18 protein-coding genes are annotated in these 21,313 nt (G+C 43.8%); 10 read left to right on the forward strand and 8 right to left on the reverse strand.

Features of this window, described 5'->3' with window-relative positions; genetic code table 11:
- Positions 1-90 precede the first annotated feature (90 nt).
- The 3 genes from BK139_RS10240 to BK139_RS10250 all read left to right on the forward strand — a co-directional run bounded on the left by BK139_RS10240 (position 91) and on the right by BK139_RS10250 (position 2,569).
- On the forward strand, positions 91-321 hold the full coding sequence (locus BK139_RS10240) for an excisionase family DNA-binding protein (protein WP_076258253.1): 231 nt from the start codon (positions 91-93) through the stop codon (positions 319-321).
- A 92-nt stretch (positions 322-413) separates the two neighbouring features.
- Positions 414-974 carry an FAD-dependent oxidoreductase gene (locus BK139_RS10245; protein ID WP_076258255.1) on the forward strand — a complete coding sequence of 187 codons (561 nt, stop codon included), beginning with the start codon at positions 414-416 and terminating at the stop codon, positions 972-974.
- 194 nt (positions 975-1,168) lie between these two features.
- Entirely contained in the window at positions 1,169-2,569 is a 1,401-nt protein-coding gene (locus tag BK139_RS10250; protein ID WP_076258257.1) for a M28 family peptidase, read from the forward strand.
- A gap of 249 nt (positions 2,570-2,818) precedes the next feature.
- Here BK139_RS10250 and BK139_RS24335 read toward each other — a convergent pair whose 3' ends face one another.
- Positions 2,819-3,178 (reverse strand): CBO0543 family protein, encoded by a 360-nt coding sequence (locus BK139_RS24335; protein WP_286148466.1) that lies wholly within the window; start codon positions 3,176-3,178, stop codon positions 2,819-2,821.
- A gap of 164 nt (positions 3,179-3,342) precedes the next feature.
- Here BK139_RS24335 and BK139_RS10260 point away from each other — a divergent pair, with 164 nt between their 5' ends.
- On the forward strand, positions 3,343-4,266 hold the full coding sequence (locus tag BK139_RS10260; protein WP_353615006.1) for a DMT family transporter: 924 nt from the start codon (positions 3,343-3,345) through the stop codon (positions 4,264-4,266).
- Positions 4,267-4,427: 161 nt separating this feature from the next.
- Entirely contained in the window at positions 4,428-5,105 is a 678-nt protein-coding gene (locus tag BK139_RS10265; RefSeq protein ID WP_076258261.1) for a DUF421 domain-containing protein, read from the forward strand.
- 26 nt (positions 5,106-5,131) lie between these two features.
- On the opposite strand, the gene BK139_RS10270 is transcribed toward BK139_RS10265, so the two are convergent.
- From BK139_RS10270 to BK139_RS10285, 4 genes are all read right to left on the reverse strand, one after another.
- Entirely contained in the window at positions 5,132-6,094 is a 963-nt protein-coding gene (locus BK139_RS10270; RefSeq protein WP_076258263.1) for a D-2-hydroxyacid dehydrogenase, read from the reverse strand.
- A gap of 114 nt (positions 6,095-6,208) precedes the next feature.
- Positions 6,209-6,556: a hypothetical protein gene (locus BK139_RS10275; protein ID WP_048009723.1), complete on the reverse strand. Its 348-nt coding sequence runs from the start codon at positions 6,554-6,556 to the stop codon at positions 6,209-6,211.
- Between the two features lie 111 nt (positions 6,557-6,667).
- Complete coding sequence (locus BK139_RS10280) at positions 6,668-7,486, reverse strand: MBL fold metallo-hydrolase (RefSeq protein WP_286148509.1); 819 nt, start codon at positions 7,484-7,486, stop codon at positions 6,668-6,670.
- Between the two features lie 172 nt (positions 7,487-7,658).
- Positions 7,659-9,110 (reverse strand): TerD family protein, encoded by a 1,452-nt coding sequence (locus BK139_RS10285; RefSeq protein ID WP_076258267.1) that lies wholly within the window; start codon positions 9,108-9,110, stop codon positions 7,659-7,661.
- Positions 9,111-9,311: 201 nt separating this feature from the next.
- Between BK139_RS10285 and BK139_RS10290 the strand changes: the two genes are divergently transcribed.
- Positions 9,312-10,037, forward strand: coding sequence for a glycerophosphodiester phosphodiesterase (locus BK139_RS10290; RefSeq protein ID WP_076258269.1), 726 nt, complete (start codon positions 9,312-9,314; stop codon positions 10,035-10,037).
- Between the two features lie 171 nt (positions 10,038-10,208).
- On the opposite strand, the gene BK139_RS10295 is transcribed toward BK139_RS10290, so the two are convergent.
- The 3 genes from BK139_RS10295 to BK139_RS10305 form a co-directional block, all read right to left on the reverse strand.
- Positions 10,209-10,649, reverse strand: a complete 441-nt coding sequence (locus BK139_RS10295) for a hypothetical protein (protein WP_076258271.1) — start codon at positions 10,647-10,649, stop codon at positions 10,209-10,211.
- A gap of 9 nt (positions 10,650-10,658) precedes the next feature.
- Positions 10,659-11,009 (reverse strand): ASCH domain-containing protein, encoded by a 351-nt coding sequence (locus tag BK139_RS10300; protein WP_076258274.1) that lies wholly within the window; start codon positions 11,007-11,009, stop codon positions 10,659-10,661.
- A 124-nt stretch (positions 11,010-11,133) separates the two neighbouring features.
- Positions 11,134-12,825: a glutamine--tRNA ligase/YqeY domain fusion protein gene (locus BK139_RS10305; protein WP_076258276.1), complete on the reverse strand. Its 1,692-nt coding sequence runs from the start codon at positions 12,823-12,825 to the stop codon at positions 11,134-11,136.
- Positions 12,826-13,108: 283 nt separating this feature from the next.
- Here BK139_RS10305 and BK139_RS10310 point away from each other — a divergent pair, with 283 nt between their 5' ends.
- The 4 genes from BK139_RS10310 (at position 13,109) to BK139_RS10325 (ending at position 21,310) form a co-directional block, all read left to right on the forward strand.
- Positions 13,109-13,873: an alpha/beta hydrolase gene (locus BK139_RS10310; RefSeq protein ID WP_076258278.1), complete on the forward strand. Its 765-nt coding sequence runs from the start codon at positions 13,109-13,111 to the stop codon at positions 13,871-13,873.
- Between the two features lie 177 nt (positions 13,874-14,050).
- On the forward strand, positions 14,051-15,253 hold the full coding sequence (locus BK139_RS10315) for an MFS transporter (protein ID WP_076258280.1): 1,203 nt from the start codon (positions 14,051-14,053) through the stop codon (positions 15,251-15,253).
- A gap of 342 nt (positions 15,254-15,595) precedes the next feature.
- On the forward strand, positions 15,596-18,343 hold the full coding sequence (locus BK139_RS10320; RefSeq protein ID WP_076258282.1) for a dynamin family protein: 2,748 nt from the start codon (positions 15,596-15,598) through the stop codon (positions 18,341-18,343).
- A gap of 171 nt (positions 18,344-18,514) precedes the next feature.
- A complete protein-coding gene (locus tag BK139_RS10325) occupies positions 18,515-21,310 on the forward strand; it encodes an ATP-binding protein (protein ID WP_076258284.1) in 2,796 nt (931 codons plus the stop codon).
- The last annotated feature ends 3 nt before the right edge of the window (positions 21,311-21,313 follow it).

Consider the following 21,313-nt stretch of genomic DNA (forward strand, 5'->3'; position numbering starts at 1 on the left):
GCTTCTATTCTATATGATTTTGGCAGAGTCTTCTAGTGCCAGGAAATTAGTAAAATCATATTATAAGGAAAAAGAAAGGGAAGGACAAGCATGTATCTGACCATTAAAGAAACCGCAGAATATTTATCTTACCCTGAGTCATATGTAGAAAGCCTGATTCAGCAAAGGAAAATACGCGCCATTTATGACGGAGAACAGTATTTAATTTACAAGGAACAGTTTAATGCCCATCTAAAGCAGGTGGAAAAATACAGGGAGCTGGTGGAGGAAATTTTAAATGAGCCGATACCGGAGGACCGGGATATCAAAGATGAGGATTAAATTGTACAATTTCCCTTGAATCACATTATTTTACAATTATTATTAGCTTGGATAAACTATAAGTAAATAATGTGTTAAAGGAGGAAGTATGGATGTTTGATATTTTAATAGTGGGTGCAGGTCCTGCCGGTGCAAGTGCTGCGCTGTTTGCCGCCAAAGCGGGCAAGAAGGTAGTGGTTGTGGATAATGATAAAAGCATGACTAAACGTGCATGGGTTGAAAATCATTATGGCGTTATGGAAATCACTGGCCCGGAACTGATTGAAACAGGCAAAAAGCAAGCTGTTAAGTTTGGGGCAGAGATCACTGAAGGAACTGTAGAAAACATTGAAAAAGCTGAAAGTGGTTTTACTGTAACAGCAGGAGAAAAATCATATTCAGCGAAACATGTGATTGTAGCAGCTGGTCTTTCAACTGATTTAGCAGAAAAAGCCGGTTTGAAAACAAAAGCAGGGACTGAGCCTCGCATTAAAACGGTTCTGGATGCTGATGCTGACGGTAAGACGAATGTTGATGGCATTTGGGCAGCCGGAACTATTGCAGGAGTCAGCGTCCATACAATCATTACAGCTGGAGACGGTGCGAAAGTGGCGATTAATGTAATCAGTGAATTGAACGGCGAGCGTTATGTGGACCATGATTTAATGAAATAGAATGGGAGAAGGCTTGCATTGAGCAGCCTTCTTTTTTGTCTATTCTTCCTATTATAAATTTACTAATAATAACAAAATATCCAAAATATAGATTTTTGTACCTACAGGATTCTAGTATCTTGTACCCTTATAAGAGTTTTCGAAACATTATAATATTTAATGAGCGGAATCTATTATTCTATTGGAGGTACTAGATGAGGAAGCCAATTTTAAAAGTAGCGTTAGCTTCAACTCTTGTTTTTGGGGCAGTCGGAGCACAAGCAGCTTTTGCACAGCCAGTCGGCGTAAACCAGAACCAGCCGGTAAATGTATTCGATAAGAAAGCAGTCAATAAAATTAATGCAGAAAATATCTATAATAATATTGATTTTCTTTCACAAACCCCGCGTGTAGCCGGTACGGAATCGGAGTATAACGCTGTTCAGTATATTAAAAGCCAATTCGAGTCCTATGGCTATGAAACGGAGATTCAGCCATTCACGTTTTATGGATATACACCTCCAAGCAGTATGGAAGTGACCATTGACGGCTATGAAGGAGAACTGCAGCCAAGATCCTTTACCTATTCAGTCAATGGGAATGTGAGCGGGGAGCTGGCATTTGCCGGTCTGGGCACAGTCGAAGAACTGGAAGGTGCTGATCTCACAGGCAAAATTGCACTAATTCAGCGAGGTTCCATTTCTTTTGCTGAGAAAGTACTAAACGCAGCCGAAAAAGGCGCTGCCGGTGTAATTGTTTTTAATAATGCAGAGGGTCCATTAAGCGGCACACTTGGAGAACATAATGAAGAGTATATTCCGGCGTTAGCCCTGTCAAAAGCAGAAGGTGAGGCCATACTTGCTTTGCTGGAGAGCGGTGAAACCTTAACAGCTTCCCTGACCATTGAAGGTGCGGAGGCAGGAGAAAAAGTTTCCCATAACGTGATTGCCACAAAAAAACCGACCAGCAAAAAGAAAGCGAACGATGACATTATTGTAGTCGGCTCACACCATGATTCTGTAGCCGGGGCGCCTGGGGCGAATGACGATGCTTCCGGAACAGCGATGACATTAGAGCTTGCACGCGTATTCAAGAACATTCCGACTGATACAGAAATCCGCTTCGTGACTTTCGGAGCTGAAGAGCTGGGATTGATTGGGTCTTATCATTATGTTGACAGCCTTTCTGACGATGAGATCAGCAGGACGATTGCGAACTTTAATCTTGATATGGTTGGAAGCAGGGATGCAGGCGATTTAGTGATGATGACATTGGATGGAAAAGAAAATCTGGTAACAGAGCTATCACAAGCATCAAGTGAAAGGCTGAACGGTGAGCCGACACCAGTATATCAGGGCGGCAGAAGTGATCATGTTCCATTCGCAGAAGCGGGCATACCGGCCGCATTATTCATTCACAGCCCTACAGAGCCGTGGTACCATTCTCCAGAGGACACAATTGATAAAATCAGCAAGGAAAAGCTCCAGGATACAGCAGAAATTGTGGGTGCTGCCATTTATGATAAAGCGCGTTTTGATAACATGGGCCCTAAGCCGAAAAAGAAGCATAAAATGAAAGCAGCACCAGAGATGGTTTATGAGCAAGAAGTGAAATAAGTATGAGAGCAGCCGTTCCTTTAAGGGAGGCTGCTCTTTTACTTGTGTTTTTCACGCGTATTCATCCATCGAAAAACTCTGGTAAGCCAGTAGGCCAGCAGGAATAGGGTAATGTAAATAAGAAATATATAAATATAATTAACCCATTTATACTTTTGGAATAAGCCATGTGCGACAAGCAAGGGCTTAAAGCCAAATCCGAAAGCCAATGCAGTTAATAGAGCATAAAGGTAGTAATTTTTATTGTTTTTAGGTCCATTGATATACGAGCATAATAGTGACGGGGATAATGGCTGCATCTAATGACAAGCTGGGTATGAAAGGCAGCAGCTGATACGGGTAGGCCCACAAACCGAAACGGATTCCCGCTGCGTCCACATATGAAAAAAGGACTTGAACAGCAAAACCAAAAAAGCCGATGTGAAAAATGAGCTTCCGGTCAATTTTAAAATATACAAGCACCAGGGGCAGGATGAGCAGACATGCAACAGTCCAAAACTGCCATGTGCCGAGGTGGGAATATTGCTGCCAGTATTCAATCCCATGCCGGGTAAGATCGCCTTGAATAGCAACGAGTTTGTTGAAGAATTTATCTTGAGCGGGTGACAAACAGATCCCTCCCTTCATTCTGCTGATGGTTATTTTGTCCAGAAGGGTGTTTTTCATGCCCGTTAACTTTCACTTTTTAAAGCTTTAAATAGACATATTCCCATTTGAAATATGATAAAATGATACAAATTATGAATTTGGATTTTTTGGAAAGAAGGATCAATGTGAAGAACATAAAAACATACATTCTCCTCACGTCCATCATGGCTTTATGGGGATTGAATGTCAGCATAATTAAGATTCTTGTCAGTTATTTTCCTCCGGTTTCAATTACTTCTCTGCGAATATTAACTGCAGGCATAACGGTGTTTTTACTATTAGGCATAATGGGAAAAGTGAGGAAGCCGAGCGTTAGGGAAATCTCGTATATTATTTTTGGCGGCCTTCTGAGTGTTGTCAGCCACCATCTTTTTCTGGCAATAGGCCTAACGGGGACAAGTGCAGTGAATGGAGGGCTTATTTTAGGTGCGGGTCCTCTTTTGACAGCTATCCTGTCTTCCATTTTGCTGCGCCACAAGCCTACAGGCATCCAGGTGCTTGGTTTTTTGCTTGGCGGTGCAGGCGTGACTTTTATTGTTCTTTCAGGAAATAAAGGGATATCGAGCTTAACACCGGGCGATTTCTTTGTGTTCCTGTCCATTCTTTCACAGGCTCTTAGCTTCATTGTGATCAGCAAGGCTTCGAAAACGCTTGATCCGCGATTGCTGACAGGCTATATGCTGGTTTTTGGGGGAGTGATCCTGTTTGTAATGGCGAGCGTAATGGAACCTGGCGGACTTAAGGGCATATCAGAAGCGCCAGCCTATGTCTGGGCTGCGTTTGCCGCATCTGCCGTATTGGCAACAGCTGTCGGCCATATGGTTTATAACACAGCCATCCGTAATATAGGGCCGGCAGAAGCCAGTATTTTTTTGAACCTGAATACCTTTTTCTCACTGGCAGGCTCAGCGCTGATTCTTGGTGAAGTTATCACCATCAACCACTTGCTTGGGCTGGTTCTTATTGTGGGAGGTGTCCTTTCAGGATCTGGAGCATTGGAGGATTTATTATTCAGGAAGCGGAGAAAAGAAAACAGCCAGTATATGTAAAGTATCTTTTAATAGCGGTGACAGGCACCTATACCAGTCAGACAAAGTGGTATAGGTACCTGTCACCTTTTCTTTTTTTTGCAAAAAGTGGAATAGTGGGAAAGGTGTATTCAAAGACCGCAAAGGGGAATAGAGAGGCTATAGAGAGAGGAGGAGCTTGGATGTATTTATCAATAACACTAAAAATGGCTGTGGGGCTGGTAACACTGTTAGCGGTAACCCGTATTCTTGGAAAGAAGGAGCTTTCACAGGTAACCCCGTTTGATTTTGTCTATGCGGTTGTTCTTGGAGGGATCATTGAGGAAACGATTTATGATGAAAAAGTAACGGAGCTTCAAGTTATCTATTCTGCATTCCTATGGGGAGCTTTTATTTATATGATTGAAATTCTGGCAAAAAAGAAAAATATTTTCAGAAGGATTTTAAAGGGCAGCGAGTCGATCCTTGTCAAGGAAGGCAAGCTGGATATGAAAGAGGTGGAAAAAAACCATCTTGAAATGGAGCAGCTGAGGACTATGCTGCGCCAGAAAGGGATATTCAGCATGAATGAAGTCAAATATGCTTACCTTGAAACCAATGGGGGCTTAAGTGTAATGAAATACCAAAAAGAAGAGCCTGTCACTCCGGAAATGATGAAACTTGAGGTGAAGGAAAAGAATCCTTCCATTTTACTGATCGATGAAGGAGAAGTAGTGGAAGACGGCCTGAAATTACTGGGTAAAGATGGAGAGTGGCTGAGGGAGTCTATTAAAACTGAAGGCTATCACAATATCAAAGAAATATTCTGTGCGGAATGGTTGGAAGAAGAGGGGTTTTATATCGTAGCTTATAAAAAATGAGCCTTGCATCTGCAAGGCCCTCTCTATTAATATCCCTTTTGATAATCAACGAGATTAATGCCTGGTATACCGTTGGTTATATACTCTTTTAAATTGGGAATAAATATATCTTCAATCACACGTCTGGTATAGTGTTCCGTCGATCCGGCTGTATGCGGAGTAACGATGACATTATCAAGCTCCCACAGCGGGCTGTCTTCAGAAAGCGGTTCTTTTTCAAATACATCAAGCCCTGCACCGGCAATCACGCCGTTCTGCAGTGCGTCGATCAAATCTCTTTCTTTTACAATTTCACCCCGTCCGATATTGATAAAGAAGGAAGAATCCTTCATGAGAGCAAACTGTTCGGAGCGGAATAGTTGCCAGGTTTCCTGTGTAAGCGGAAGGGTGACGACAACATAATCACATTGAGGAAGCACATCGTTCAGCTGTCCGGACGTATACATTTCATCAAAATACTCTTCAGATTTTCCGGAGTGGCGAACTCCAATTACCTTCATGCCGAATGCTTGGGCAATCCTGGCCGTTTCTTTTCCGATGGCTCCTGCGCCAATCAGGCCGATGGTTTTATTATGTATTTCGAGCTTTAACCCGGAATGGTGCCATACTTTGCCTTGCTGATTTTTCACATATGTATGGATTTTGCGGGTAAGCCCGAGCATGAGAGCGAAAATGGTTTCAGAAATAGGGTTGGCATGTACGCCATTGGCGCTCGTAATCTGGATGTCCTGTGATTCCATTTCTGCCAGGGGGAGGGAATCGACACCTGCACTCCAGGATTGGAACCAGCGGAGTTTGCTGTCCCCCTCGAGAACCATCTCTTTAAGTTCCTTTTTCCAGCCGGCGATGACTTCGGCTTTTTTCATTTCATTTTGCCAGTTTGCGGAATCTTTGCCGGAGATGAGCTCCCAATCGGGAATGATTTCTTTTATTTTTTCAAGCTGTGAGGGTTCCAGATCGTGTGTAATGATACAGGTTCTTTTTGTCATGTGTGTGCCTCCGTATTATTTTTTGAAAAGTCGGTAAATATATCATAGTCTATAAAGGGAAACTTTTCTAATAAAAAATCCCCGGGTGTAAAGCACCGGGGGATGATCTATCTATTATGAGGGCTGAAAACCTATTAATTTGGCTTTCTTATCAACACCGAGCGTCGTCTTGTCCGGGAAGGTAATGACAGAACTGATGTAATCCCAGCGGATCAGAAAATGGGTGACGCAATCTTCTTCCTTTTGCTGTTCTTCCGGAATGTTGGTACCGTCTTCTTTTTGTACCATTGTTCGCTTGAAGCAAGGGTTCTCAACCCAGATTCCCATGCTTTCTGTTTTGATCAGTTTAACAAGGTACCACTCATCAGGCTGAAAAATACCTGTAATGGAGCCGACGAGATCATTTGGAAAGTTCTTAAATTTTATTTGGATCTTTTGACCTGTAAAGTTTTCAAGATGCATATATGAACCTCCTGAACTATTAAAATTCGTTTTTTATACTCTTCCTTTATTTGAGTGTTTTAAACATCAAAAAAGCAAGATCCAGTCATTTTGCTGGACCCTGCTTTTTGTCTAGCGTTCCCCGTCTACATATTTTCCGTGATCTGGAACGGCTATTTCATCAAAATCATTCACAAGTCTGGTGAGGCTTTCTCTTAATACAGCGGCAGCCATGGGTATGCCGTGTCCAGTAATGGCTACATCCGGCTGAAGGGCTTCAAGTTTCTGTACGGATGTCCTGGCCGCATCCCAATCTGTCGTCAGATAGCGGGGCGGGCCGCTGATTTCCTGTTCCTGGGTGAGGACACTGTATAAGGATTCCTGTTTCACTGTTACGAAAGCATCACCTGCAATCAGCACACGATCCGATTCCCTGAACAAGGAAACATGGCCAGGGGTATGACCTGGTGTGTGGATCCATTTCCATCCTTCCATATGGGGAACATTTCCGTCGTCAGGCAAAGGCTGTATATGGGTTCCGAGATCGATGCCTTCATGCGGAAAAGTGGGGGACATCTTTGCGACAAGTCCGCCTTCAACACTCGCGTCGGGTTTTGGGTAATCCTGCTGTCCGGTTAAGAAGGGCATTTCCAGTGTGTGTGCGTATACAGGAACCTGCCAGCGCTCAACCAAATCAATAATTGCACCAACATGGTCAAAGTGGCCGTGTGTAAGAATAATGGCCTTCGGTCTGGCGTTCTCCCCAAAAATTTCTTCGGCGGCATCCATGATTTTCTCTGCAGATTTTGGCATACCTGCGTCAACCAAAACCCAGTCGCCGGGCTTTTCTGATATTCGCACAAAACAAACATTAACAATCTGAACTGTCAGGCAGTAAACTCCATCCGCTTCGTTTACAATCATCCCGCTCGTGGAGGAAGTCATGGGCATATAGCGTTCAGTTGATGAACTTTCCTTCAAAAATATTACCTCCTTTTAAAATAACAGACCTCTTATCTTTTTGAGTATACCCGCATGTGACCTTTGTATGCGGCATATTCAGGAGGCGGAGGGAATAAATGCAAAAAAAAGCTCTGCCGCATTAGGGCAGAGCTTTGAAAAATCAGGATAGAAATTCATGCGGGTTTAATCCGAGTTCCATGCAGATTTCTGTAACAGCCTGTTTTTCATTTTGATCAAAGTTCCCATCAGCATAACCGATCGCGATGCAATAACGGGCTACAAGGCGGGCGATCTCAGGCTTATTTCTTACCCGGCCAACTGCTTTGAAGGCTTCAGCCCGGCCGATGATCGGGTCCATCTCAATCCGCTGGACGAACATATTGAATTGCTGTATCACCTTTTGGGTATCAAATACTTTTAACTCCTGGCTGCTGTTTACAAATTCGATCATCTTTTGGCGTTCAGATGGATCAAGTCTGCCATCTGCCATGCCGACAAGAGCGCATGAAGCTACAACGGCATCCATGACATCCTGGCTCTTGAATCGGGTGAACAGCTCCTGTGCGCGGCGCTTTTGGTCATTGGCCCACTGAGCGTAATCTGTCTGGTTAGGCGACCATGAATTGCCGCAGGCATTACAGGTGAGCTTCAGCTGATTTTTACCAATAAAGCCGCCAAGAAGTCCTACAGGGCCAAGGATGAGTCCTCCGATTGCTGCTTTTCCAAGGCCAAATCCCTTTTGACCGGTGCGGATGTTAGTAGATCCGCACCGGGTGCAGGCAATATTCCCATCTGTATAGGATTGAGCCTGTACCGGCTGTCCAAAACCTGTTTGGCCGCCCATGGCAGAAGGCTGGGAAGGAGGTGTGCTATATGCAGTCTGATTGTAGGCAGGCTGGCCAAAAGACGACGGGCTGTAGCCTGATTGAGTCTGCTGGCTTTGCTGTGGGCTGAATCCATGAGACTGCTGTCCGTAATTTGCCTGCTGCTGAAACTGGCCATGGCCGAATGACGGCTGCTGACTTGGAACAGGTTCATCATCTACGGAAACACCGAAATTGCGGCAGAGGGCAGCTAATCCTCCCTGAAATCCGCTTGCAATGGCATTGAATTTCCACTCGCCATTGTGGCGGTAAAGCTCTGCAGCGACGATGGCTGTTTCAACAGTAAAATCACGGCCAAGGTCGAAGCGGAGCAGTTCCTCGTTCGTCATGGCATTAAAAATTCTCACATAGGCATTTGAAACTTGTCCGAAGTTCTGACCCTTCATCTGGGCATCATGAATGGTAATAGTAAATGCAATTCGATGGATATGCTGCGGCACCTTATTCAACTCGATGCGGATTTGTTCATCATCCCCGGTGCCGGCTCCCGTTCTGTTGTCACTGCTGTAGAGAATCGATCCGTTTCCGCCGGAAGGATTATTATAAAACACAAAGTCACTGTCACTTTGCACTTTGCCGGATGCGCCTGTTAAAAATGCTGAAGCGTCCAGGTCGTATTGAGATTGATTGTGGCTGACATCCCAGCCCAATCCTGCCATCACAACCTGCAAACCAGGATTGGTTTTGGTCAAATCTACTTTTTGTCCCTTGCTCAATCGAACTCCCACAGATTTCACTCCTAAATTCGTTTTTATGTATGGATAATTTGTTATACGTACTGGAAAGAAAGAAGTTTCATAGTTTTCATTATAATGGAATCTAATGCGAAGTGAAACTTGAGCGGGCTTTCTTGGAATGAAAAAATGATTTTGGTACTGGTTGTAGAATAGAATATTAATGATGATGTTTTTGTCATAGGAGGAGATAAATTGAATAAAAAAGCGAAAGTATTTGCGCATCGCGGTGACAGTGGACGTTTTCCGGAAAACACGATGGCCGCTTTTCAGGCTGCATTGGAGACAGGAGCAGATGGCATTGAATTGGATGTGCAAATGGCGAAGGATGGTACGCTTGTAATCATTCATGACGAAAAAGTGGACAGAACGACTGGCGGAACCGGCTATATAAAGGACATGACCTTTGAAGAAATCCTGAAGCTTGATGCCGGGAGCTGGTTTGCGGATGTGAACGCAGGAGAAACAATCCCTGACCTGGAGAAATTTTTAAAATGGGCAGTGATGGAGGGCAATGAACTGCTGATTAATATTGAATTGAAAAATGATTTGATTGACTATCCTGGGATGGAGAGAAAGGTGATTGACCTTATACTTAAATATGGATTGGAACAGCGTGTCATTATCTCATCCTTCAATGCGGAGAGCCTGAGGAGAGTCCGGGACTCTCATGCAGCTATACAGACGGGGTATTTGATTGAAGGCATTCCTGAAAATACACTCGAAATTGCCAAAAAAATCGATGCAGACAGCATTCATTGTGAAGAGAGGTTTGCTCTATCCGAGTTTGGGAGGAAAGCAAAAGAAGCAGGATTTCCGCTTCGGGTGTATACCGTAAATGATGAAACCCGCAGCGGATTGTTAAATAATGCAGGAGTCGAAGTGATTATGACCGATTTTCCGGAAAGGTTTTTGAAATAATGAGTTAGTTGCAAGGGTGAAAATTCTGATTATTCGCGCAGAGGTTGTATAATGCCAAGATAGACACCGCATATTCAGCAAAAGTGAATAGAAGCTGCATCAAGCCGAGAAAATATGAATTTATCCATGCATAAAAAAACAAGCGCACATCATGAGCGCTTGTTTTGATTCCTACCAAAGCACCGGCTTGGCTACCATGAACCAGAGCATGAGCATTAACAAAAATAGATAGATCCAGACGGAGCGGGTGAGCTTTCTGATTAGGAAATGCTGATCTGCTCCCGGCTCATCAAATTTCCTAAGGACGGGAGTGAAGGCCCGGGCGAGAAAAAAGACTGAGCCTCCCATGACTGCCAGGGTAGCGACGATCCAAGATGTCGTCCAGGCCCAGTGGCTGTTCACGATTAGAAGGATACCCGAGCCTACAAGTACATGTCCTGCATGCTTGACAAGGCGCACGGACGTCCTGAAGATGCCGATATATGCCTGCTGGACCCCGGGATGAGCCGTTCCCAATTTATTGACGATTGGGATCAGAATAAAAAATGGTCCAACAGAAAGAATGGCACTGCTGACATGGATATACAGCAGTATTCGGTACAATATGTCCATTCCGGCAGATTACTTCTTCACTGCGCTGAATTCATGAACCCATACACGCATTTGCGGAAGCCAAGGCATTCCCGGATGCATGGAAAGGATGGATTGCTTGTAGTCTTCCAAATTTTCAAAGCCTTCCTGGCGGGCATCTTCGTCAGTTAACTCTCCGAGAGACTGTGAATAAACTTTTTCTACAACAAAGTCCTGTCCCTCAAGTGTCATGATTTCTCCCACATCAGCATAGCGGCCGTTGCGGCGTGTAGCTGTTTTCTTTCCTGCAAGAACCTTTTCAACGTCCTCTTTAACTGTCACCATACGGTCTACTGAACATGTTTTCGGCGGTAATGTATTTGGGTCATGCTGATTTGACATAATCTATTCCTCCTTATGTAAATGCTTACTTTTTAAACCTTACCATACTTTCCTGCGGAAATGCAGTTTATGAATCGCTTTACGGGTAAAAAAGCCTGAGGAAAGCATCCCTCAAGCTTAATGCCTATTTCAATTTAAATGAACTCTTCAGTGAAACAATCCGGTTAAAGACAGGTTTTTCTGCTGTCGTATATTTCGGGTCTGCATTGAAATAGCCATGGCGGAAGAATTGGAACTTATCCTGGGCTTTTACATCCTTCATATTTGGCTCGATGAAACCATGAACAATTTCAAGCGAATTCGGATTCACGTAGTCAAGAAAGGTTTTGCCTTCTGCTTCGTTTTCAAGAGCTTCATCTGTATCTGCCTCAGCGTTCTGATCGGCATCTTCGTCAAGGATCAATGGCTCGTACAAACGGAATTCAGCCGGAATGGCACTCTTGGCATCAACCCAGTGAAGCGTACCCTTAACCTTTCGGCCAGTAAAGCCTGATCCGCTCTTTGTTTCAGGGTCATATGTGCAATGAAGCTCTACAACATTGCCATTCTCATCCTTGATGACATCGTTGCACTTGATGAAGTAAGCATGCTTTAAGCGGACTTCATTGCCAGGGAAGAGGCGGAAATATTTTTTCGGCGGATCTTCCATGAAGTCGTCCTGCTCTACATAAATCTCTCTTGAAAATGGAATTTGGCGCATGCCCATTTCCGGGTTCTCCGGATTGATTTCTGCATTAAGCATTTCAGTCTGATCTTCCGGATAGTTTGTAATTACCACCTTTAATGGACGGAGTACACCCATTGTACGGGGAGCCTTCATTTTCAGGTCTTCGCGCACAAAATGCTCAAGCATTGCTTCATCCACTACACCAGAGCCTTTTGACACACCCGTTTCTTTTACGAACTCGCGGATTGCTTCCGGAGTGTAGCCCTTGCGTCTTAAACCGGAAATCGTCGGCATGCGCGGGTCATCCCAGCCATCAACATAATTTTCTTCTACAAGCTGCTTTAACTTTCTTTTACTCATTACTGTATTAGTAATATTCAGGCGGCCAAACTCGATTTGCTGTGGCGTGCTTTCCATTTCACACTCTGAGACAACCCAGTTATATAGCGGGCGCTGGTCTTCAAATTCAGTGGTGCATAAAGAATGGGTAACCCCTTCGATTGCATCTTCAAGCGGGTGGGCAAAAGCATACATCGGGTAGATGCACCATGTATCACCTGTATTATGGTGAGTTGCATGTGAAACACGGTAGATAACCGGATCGCGCAAATTCACGTTCGGTGAAGACATGTCAATCTTCGCTCTAAGAACTTTTGCTCCGTTTTCGAATTCACCTTTGCGCATGCGTTCAAATAAATCCAGATTTTCTTCAACTGAACGGCTGCGGTATGGACTTTCTTTTCCAGGCTCTGTCAGTGTTCCGCGGTATTGGCGGATCTCTTCCTGGCTTAAGTCATCCACATAGGCTTTTCCTTTTTTAATTAAAAGAACAGCGCGGTTATACATTTCTTCGAAGTAGTTTGAAGCAAAATGAAGCTCCTCCCACTCGTAGCCAAGCCATTTAACATCTTCTTTAATGGCATCCACATATTCCTGATCTTCCTTAAGCGGGTTCGTGTCATCAAAACGAAGATTCGTCTTGCCGTTAAAGTCGTCTGCCAGGCCGAAGTTGATGACAATCGATTTGGCATGTCCGATATGAAGATAACCGTTCGGCTCAGGAGGGAAACGGGTAATGACCTCTTTGCGCTTACCCGACTCCAGATCCTCTTTAATAATCGTTCGTATAAAATTTGAATTGTTTTCCAAACCGGTATCAGCCTTTCTGTTTATGTAGTTAGTACTTATTTTAATAATATCGGGAAGGAAAATAAAGCGAAACTTCCCTTAGCTGTGTTTGCTATCGTTTTTAGGGCAATACTCTTTATTCATTCTATCTATTATAAACAAGACGATGGTGGAAAAAAAGTTTTTCTCAATGCTGGATGCGAAGTTTTACAAAAATGTTAAATACTTTCAAAGGAGGAGGAATAGAGGGAGTTGAACAGAATATCTCTTAATAGGAAATAATCTATTGAATGGAGGAAGGAACATGTCTGTAAAGTATCCGGTTTTAGAAGGAGCAGAACCTTTTTATTTTGAAGGAAATGAGATTGGGATTCTGGTTTCTCATGGCTTTACCGGTTCAACTCAAAGTATGCGTCCGCTAGGGGAAGCTTATGCAAATGCTGGATATACGGTCTGCGGTCCACGCCTTAGGGGACATGGCACTCATTATGAAGAAATGGAAACAACGACCTATCAGGACTGGATTCATTCTGTTGAAGAAGGTTATCGGTGGCTGAAAGAGCGCTGCAGTACGATATTCGTTACAGGTCTGTCAATGGGCGGCACCCTGACATTGTATATGGCCGAGAAATATCCCGAGATTAAGGGGATTATCCCGATTAATGCAGCGGTTGAGATTCCTGATATGGCGGCAGCAGCCAGCCTGGAGGATGTCCGTTTCCTTGATGCAATTGGTTCAGACATAAAAAATCCTGAAATAAAAGAGCTTGCCTATGAAAAGACACCGGTAAAATCGCTAGGTGAAATAACGGAACTTATGAAGAAGGTGAAAGCCGATTTAGGGAAAGTGACTTGTCCTGCGCTGATTTTTGTCTCAAAAGAAGATCATGTAGTTCCTCCTTCTAATTCACAGGAAATATACAGCGGCATTAAATCAGCTGCCAAGGAATTAGTCACCCTGGACAACAGCTATCATGTGGCTACGTTGGATAACGATCAGGATATCATTATAGATAGAACACTGCATTTTCTGCAGCGGGCACTGGAAACAAGCAGCCTTCAGGGGTGATGAGGGGAGCTTAATCAGGCTCCTTTTTTTTGACTTTAAAAGGATATTCCCATTGTCCCATTCGTTGTTGTATGCCTTGATCTGATGCAAATTCCCGTTCCTTTTTGCAACCAGTTATGATAGCATTTAGTGATGCGAAATAATTTAAAATCATTTTCTTTACTGGATGAAAGGGGGATGCACTTGGAAAAGGCTGCAAAAGAGACTTTATGGACAAAGTCTTTCATTATGCTGATGGTCGGGAATTTATTTGTTTTTATGTCGTTTCAGATGCTGATCCCAACATTGCCTCCATATATCAAGTCCATAGGGGCAACTGGTCTTGAAATTGGGCTGGTAACAGCACTGTTTTCGATTGGAGCCGTTTTGAGCAGGCCTTTCATCGGATTCATGCTCGAATATAAAGCAAGAAAGCAGCTGGTGCTAATTGGGGCAGCAGCGCTTTTGGCAATAACCATTATTTATCCGCTTTCAAGCGTGGTGATGATTTTTCTGCTGTTCCGATTCATCCATGGGCTTGCCTGGGGCTGGTCAACTACTGTGAATGGGACAGCGGCTGTAGATGTAGTGCCTAATTCCAGGCTCGGAGAGGGAATGGGTTACTATGGCCTGAGCGTTACGATTGGAATGATCATTGCTCCAAGTCTTGGAATCTACCTATATCAGATTACTTCCTTTACAAATCTTATTTATATCTCAAGCCTACTTGGGGTGATTGCCATTGTGCTCCTGGCCATTGTCCGCTACGAAACACCTGAGGCTGTTATGAAAACAAGGAAAGAGGATCTTAAATTCTCTTACCTGGGCTCTTTAGTTGAAAAATCCAGCTGGTTTCCTGCGTTCATCACCATAATTGTGACATTTGGATATGGCTCCATCGTAACGTTCATCGTTATTTTTGGCGAAGAGCGGGGCATTGATCAGATATTTCTTTTCTACCTGTTTAATGCGATTATGGCATCACTATCAAGGCCGGTTGCCGGAAAGTGGTTTGACCAGCGGGGGCCTATGGGGCTCGTGCTGCTTTGCACGTTCCTGACTTTCATAGGAATGTGGGTACTTTCCTTCGCTCATTCGAATTTGTTTATTATCATTAGCGGAATCTTGTTTGGAATTGGCTTTGGCTCATTGATTCCTACTCTGCAGTCCTGGACGTTATCAATGACACCATCCAACCGGCGCGGTGTGGCAAATGGAATGTTCTTCTCCTCCATCGACCTTGGCATTGGACTAAGCGGGCTTGTGTTTGGGGTGCTTGCACAGTATGTGGAAACGGCGGCACTCTTCCAAATATCAAGTGTGTTCCTGATTCTGGGCATGGCTGTTACAGTCTTCTATGGGAAACGGCGCCGGGCCGCCCGGCCGCAGCAGGCCTCATAATGAAGAATGAAAACTGGCAGGCAGGAATATATATTTCTGTCTGCCAGTTTTTATTTTGATTAGAGGTGGTATTAATAGAGAGAAGCTGATTCTAACTATTAAAAATATTACACAGGAATACAGCAATGTTTCAAAAATGATAGAGAAATGAAATTTTTTGCAGAAAAGTTTTTGCTACAATATAAGGATAAAGGATGAAAATTGGCGTATTATGCGTTTTTTTATAAAGTATGCTGATAAAGCCCTATGAAAGTAGGAAATCAGCAGGCTGGATCAATAAAATTCTTTTAAAAGCCGCCGCCTTTAGGCGAGCTTTTAAAAATAGCACTGCGGGGGATCAAGATGACTTTAGAGAAGCAGCTAATCAGCAAAACCTTTTATAAGACCTTCATGGAATCTAATGAAAATGTACATCCGATCAGGGTTTTGGGTGAACTGTATGTGGCTGAGCAGCAGAACGAGGTGCCTGATTTAACTAATATCCGCTTCGCCCAGGGTGAAGTCTATTTCCTTAACAAGGATTACGAAGCGGCCATTTTTAAGTGGGAAAGCATTCCGAATGAATTGGGGCCATGGGCACAGAAAAATATGGCTGATGCCTATTTTGAATTAGATCTGCTTTCAAATGCAGAGGACTTTTATAAATCGATTGAAACAGACTCAGAGGTGTTGAAGACCGAGGTGCTCCTCCAGCTGTTTTCACTTTACATACAGCGCGGCAAGCTTGAATTGGCTGTTGAATCTATTAAAGAGGCTGTCCGGTTAAATCCGGATTATCCGGATGTGACCGATCTGGCACGCGGATTCTTTGAAGAACACAGCGATTGGGGAAATGCAGTGGAGCTGGCTGTCAATGAAGCCATCAGGACCGAGTCCCTAGCCTGGTTTGAAGTTCTTCATTCATATGTGGAACAGGGGCGGACAGCAAAGATGGAGCCGAACTATTTCAATGAGGCGCTTTCAGTGCTGTACCGTACAGATCAGGCTAACTTTGAAGGGTTATCAGCGGCTCTTTGGGTTAGCTACAAGACATCAGATCTGTATTTCCCATGGCTGAAAGAATACAATCATCTTCTCCTGGATATGGAGCCGGGACGATCACATACATGGAGCGAGCTTTCGGAGCTTTATAAAGATACTTATCTTGAAATGATCAGCGGGAAGCATTTAATCCGGGACTTATCCCATCTGATTCCAAATCATATAACGAATTGGGTGAAAATAGCTGCTCCTTCTCATTATCTTGTGTCGGCATCGGCAGTGCTGGCATGGAGCGAAATATTTCCATCCAATATTGATTCTTCTGCTGTCAGTGAAGCAGAAAGCCTTGTGAACCGTTCTGTCCGTTATCAGGAAGGCCTGGAGGAAAGCTTTAAGCTTTTCGAAAATATCATGAAATGGGCAAAGGATAAAGGCGTCCTGATGGGTGAGCGATTTGAATGGATGGTCCGTGAGCTCCTTGATTTGGATTCCGGCCACTTGCTGATTGCCGGTGCAGCATCAAATGGAAAATCCTCGTTTGTGAACACTCTTCTCGGTGAAGAACTGATGGGGGATTCAACCTCTGCTTCGGTGCTGTTCAAGGATAGTGATGAAGCGGAAATCCATGCTATTACAGACGAGGAAGTCAGAAGCATTTCTGATCTTGAGGATTTTAGGCAAAGTGCAGAGAAAAGCCAGCAGACGCTCATACGCTGCAAGATGCCATTCAATTTTTTACAGAATAACAGACTCGCTGTCATAGATACCCCGGGTCTTGCGGGGCAGAGCAAGTTCAGAAATGGTGTGTTCCAATACCTCCATTTCGCTGACAGTATGCTATTTGTCCTGAATGCGGATTCCCCTTTGACAGATAAAGAGCTGGATCTTGCTGTAAGAATGCGAGAGCAGGCTCCGGAACTGCCTATTCATTTTCTTCTCAGTAAAATGGATCGGATTCCGGACAGCCAGGATGCCATTGAGCTTCTTGACGAAACTCAGTCCCGTGTTCAAACCTATTTCCCGAAAGCAAAGGTGTTTGCTTTCTCCGCCTATTATGAAAGCGAAAGCCAGCTCAATGATTTAGCTGTCTTTATCAAGTCGATGATCGATGGACGGAACAGGAAAGAAGAACGTACAGCTAAGGTTCTTTACTATATAAAAAAATCCATCAAATTCCTGCTTGAAAAACGTGTTGAGATGGAAAATAGCTTGATTGATACGATTAAATGGAATGAAGAGATGGTGACAAAACTAAAGGGTGCCAAGAATCAGCTGATGGATATGGAAGAAGAGAAGGTCCGGACGATTAAAAGATCGTACAGCAAGATTAAAGATGAAATGAGAGCGGATCTTGAGAAGCAGATTCCGGAACTGCTTCGGAATTGTTCAGAAATGGTGACAGAAGACAGTGATTTTGGAAAAATCCATACTGAACTAAATGAGGAAATGAATAATCGGGTACATCAATATATTGAAGACACAGTTTTGCCGGAGTTTCATGTTTCCATTCAGGAATGGATTGCGGAAAGTGAAGGAGAGTTCAGAAGCAGCCAGGCGTATTTGGATGAAATGAGCCAAGGCTTCAATGAGCTATACGGCGAGGATAAAATCGCGCTGGACTGTGATTTCAGGGTCCTGGATGACTGGCGCCGCGACGCTGACCGGATGACGCGAGGGAGTGTTCAGCTTGAAAAGGCCAATATTCTAAACCGCTTTTCACCATCACAGTTCCTGCTCAAGAGTGCAGGAAAGCTGTTTGGAGCCATTCAGCAGAATAAAACCATGCTTCATAATAAATATAAACAGTTCATTGAGCATGAAGACTATAGCGAAATTGCAGAATTCATTACCGATAAATTCATGCAGCAATTCGAACTCTTCGAGAAATCGCTTGAGCGGGATATTAAGATGTTCTTCAGAAATCCGTTTGACGTATTGAATCATACAGTTGAAGAGACATATACGAACATTGCGGAAAATAAAGAAGCATTAAGCGATATGCGCAAAAATCCTGAGATTTACCAGGATCCTCTGACACTATTTGAACTGAAGCTCCGCCAGTTTGAATGGATGACTTCAGCAGGGGAAAGAGTTAAGGAATATCGTTAAACATTGGGAAGGAGTAATCCTTCCTCTTTTTTTATGAAAAAAATAGAAAAATAGGTTTGGTTTGTATCAAATAAGGGTAAAGAAGCTGGTCTATAAAACCTTAATCTCATAAAGCATGAACATGTAAAAGAAAAATGTGAAGAAAAATCGGGGGAAAGAAGGAGAGAACAGGTGAGCTTTAAAAGAAAGCAAATAATGGGATTGGGCTTAACCGTATTTTTTTTGTTTATTCTGATGTTTGTCATTCTGTCTATGGTAAACGGAATGAAGGCAAACATGCTGGAAATTGTGGAGGATCGATATTATAAGGTAAACCAGGCTACAGAGATCAGACAGCTTTTTTACCAGACTGACCAGCAGCTGCTGAGTGTGCTCACCGACAAAGACACAAGCGATTCAGCCATGACAGCTGAATTGGTGAAAGCCAACCATGAGGGGATACAAAACCGAATAATTAATCTAGAGCAAGAATTAAATAGACAGAAATCGAAATTGCTCTTAAAAGAAGTGGAGCAGGCATACGAATCATATGCCCACATGCAAAACAGCTTTACTGATTTAATGGCAAGCGGTGAAATGGATTCTTTAGAAGCGCTATACAGAAGTGAGAGAGAAAACCGAAACGCACTGCTGAACAAGCTGGCTGAATTTAAAGAATATCAGGAATCCCTTATGGCGGAATCGCTGAATGGTGCAAATGACACGTATAGCCAGTTAGTATCAACTTTGGTTGCTGCGGTTGCATTATCCATTGTTTTAATCGTAGGAGTAACCGTATGGGTGATCAGAAGCACAGGCAGAAGCATCAGCTTGATTACAAAAGGGATTAAGGAGATTGATTATCAGGACCTTTCTTCCATTTCAAGACTGAATATCGAAACAAAAGATGAAATCGGTGAAATTGCGAAAGCCTTCAACTCGATGGCTGATTCCCTTGAGAACTATTATAAGAAAGAACAGCGCTATTCGGCTGAAATCAGTGAGCAAAACTGGATCCAAAGCCAGTCTGCTGCATTAGTAAGCATCTATAGCCAGCATGTGACCATAGCCAATTTGGCAGATGATTTTATATCAAGGCTGGCACCTGCCGCCGGAGCTGATCTCGGAGCCATTTATGTGAAAGATGACAGCGGAAGCAAGCTTATATTTAAAAAACAAGCTGCATATGCAGATGGAGCCGAAGATGCTGGAAGAGACTTTTTCTATGAGGGGGAAGGTTTAGCAGGGCAAACTGTCAGGGATAAGAAAACAATCTTCCTCGAGGACGTTCCTGAGGATTACAAGGTCTTATCAACCGGTTTGGGAGATGTCAGGCCGAAAAGCATCATGATGGCTCCCGTTATGCTTAAGGACGAGGCAGTGGCAGTTGTGGAACTGGCAAGTCTGAGGCCATTCACTCCTGCACAAATCAAACTAATAGAAAAAGTAATTGAAACACTAGGAATAGCCATTACGAATATTTCTGGAAGAATGGAGATTGAACGCTTACTGGCCGAATCCCAGGCACAGACAGAGGAACTGCAGGCACAGGCTGAAGAGCTGCAATCCCAGTCTGAGGAGCTGCAGGCGCAATCTGAAGAAATGCAGAGTCAATCCGAAGAGCTGCGTATCATCAATGAGCAGCTTGAAGAGCGCTCCAGAGATGCTGAAATGAAATCTGAAGAACTTCAGGCTGCCAAGGAAGAACTGGAGGAAAAAGCAAAACAGCTGGGTCTAAGCTCAAAATACAAGTCAGAGTTCCTCGCAAATATGTCCCACGAGCTGCGCACGCCGCTTAACAGCATCCTGCTTTTATCAGAAATGCTGGCAGAAGACCCGGATCAAATCCTTACTGAGGAGCAGAAAGAGTTTTCCAAGGTTATACATACATCTGGACAGGATTTACTAGCTCTCATTAACGATATCCTCGACCTTTCAAAAGTAGAGGTAGGGAAACTGGAAATCAGCTTTGAGGAAGTCAATATGGGAGAAATGTCGCAGCGTCTGCAGCAGCATTTTACACAGGTGGCAAAGCATAAAAATCTTAAATTTACTGTAAGCTCTTCTGAAGAAGTTCCTTCTGTATTCAATACTGATGAGCAGCGGCTGCAGCAAATTGTGAAGAACCTCCTTTCAAATGCATTTAAGTTTACGGAAGAAGGTTCAGTAGCAGTTACGTTTGAAAAAGCTTCAAAAAGCGATTTCTTTGGCTTGCCGTTATCCAGCTATACAAATGACTGGCTGAAAATTACAGTGCTCGACACAGGTATTGGCATTCCGTCCGAGAAGCAGGAGCTGATTTTTGAAGCCTTCCAGCAGGCTGATGGCGCAACGATGAGAAAATATGGCGGAACGGGCCTGGGATTGTCCATCTCCAAGGAATTTGCCCAGCTGCTCGGCGGTATCTGCAAAGTGGAGAGTGAAGAAGGAAAAGGAAGCCGGTTTACACTCGTTATCCCGAATCTTCCAAACGGAATGCCTGAACTAGAGGCCGGTTCGCTTGCTTTCGAAGAAGCTGCTGTAACCGTTGAGCCTGTCATGGAAGTTTCTGAGACACCTGAAGCACAAGATGCTAAAGAAGATACGGAAGCAGGGCATCAGCAGACAGGTACAGAGCTTAAAGACAAAACAGTCATTGTCGTAGATGATGACCACAGAAATATTTATGCGCTGAAAAATGCTTTGAAAAAAGAAGGCATGAATGTCCTAACAGCAGAAAACGGGATGCAGTGCCTCGATTTGATAATGGGTACAGAACAGATCGATATTGTTCTAATGGATATTATGATGCCGGTTATGGATGGTTATGAAACCATGAAGAGGCTTCGCGGGCTGGACAGACACCAGGATGTTCCAATCATTGCCCTTACTGCCAAGGCAATGAAAGGCGATAGGGAAAAATGCATGGAAGCGGGTGCAACAGATTATATCAGCAAGCCTTTAAAGCTGGACCAGCTGCTGTCTGTTATGAGAGTATGGCTTTCATAGATG

This window comes from Paenibacillus sp. FSL R5-0490 (genome assembly GCF_001956215.1).
In the GTDB taxonomy this organism is placed as follows: Bacteria; Bacillota; Bacilli; order Bacillales; family Cytobacillaceae; genus Cytobacillus.

Coding starts and splice junctions, on each gene's coding strand:
- BK139_RS10250 (WP_076258257.1), top strand. CDS start 1,169: ATGAGGAAGCCAATTTTAAAAGTAGCGTTAGCTTCAACTCTTGTTTTT.
- BK139_RS10265 (WP_076258261.1), top strand. CDS start 4,428: ATGTATTTATCAATAACACTAAAAATGGCTGTGGGGCTGGTAACACTG.
- BK139_RS10240 (WP_076258253.1), top strand. CDS start 91: ATGTATCTGACCATTAAAGAAACCGCAGAATATTTATCTTACCCTGAG.
- BK139_RS10315 (WP_076258280.1), top strand. CDS start 14,051: ATGCACTTGGAAAAGGCTGCAAAAGAGACTTTATGGACAAAGTCTTTC.
- BK139_RS10270 (WP_076258263.1), bottom strand. CDS start 6,094: ATGACAAAAAGAACCTGTATCATTACACACGATCTGGAACCCTCACAG.
- BK139_RS10280 (WP_286148509.1), bottom strand. CDS start 7,486: ATGCCCATGACTTCCTCCACGAGCGGGATGATTGTAAACGAAGCGGAT.
- BK139_RS10295 (WP_076258271.1), bottom strand. CDS start 10,649: ATGGACATATTGTACCGAATACTGCTGTATATCCATGTCAGCAGTGCC.
- BK139_RS10310 (WP_076258278.1), top strand. CDS start 13,109: ATGTCTGTAAAGTATCCGGTTTTAGAAGGAGCAGAACCTTTTTATTTT.
- BK139_RS10245 (WP_076258255.1), top strand. CDS start 414: ATGTTTGATATTTTAATAGTGGGTGCAGGTCCTGCCGGTGCAAGTGCT.
- BK139_RS10275 (WP_048009723.1), bottom strand. CDS start 6,556: ATGCATCTTGAAAACTTTACAGGTCAAAAGATCCAAATAAAATTTAAG.
- BK139_RS10320 (WP_076258282.1), top strand. CDS start 15,596: ATGACTTTAGAGAAGCAGCTAATCAGCAAAACCTTTTATAAGACCTTC.
- BK139_RS10300 (WP_076258274.1), bottom strand. CDS start 11,009: ATGTCAAATCAGCATGACCCAAATACATTACCGCCGAAAACATGTTCA.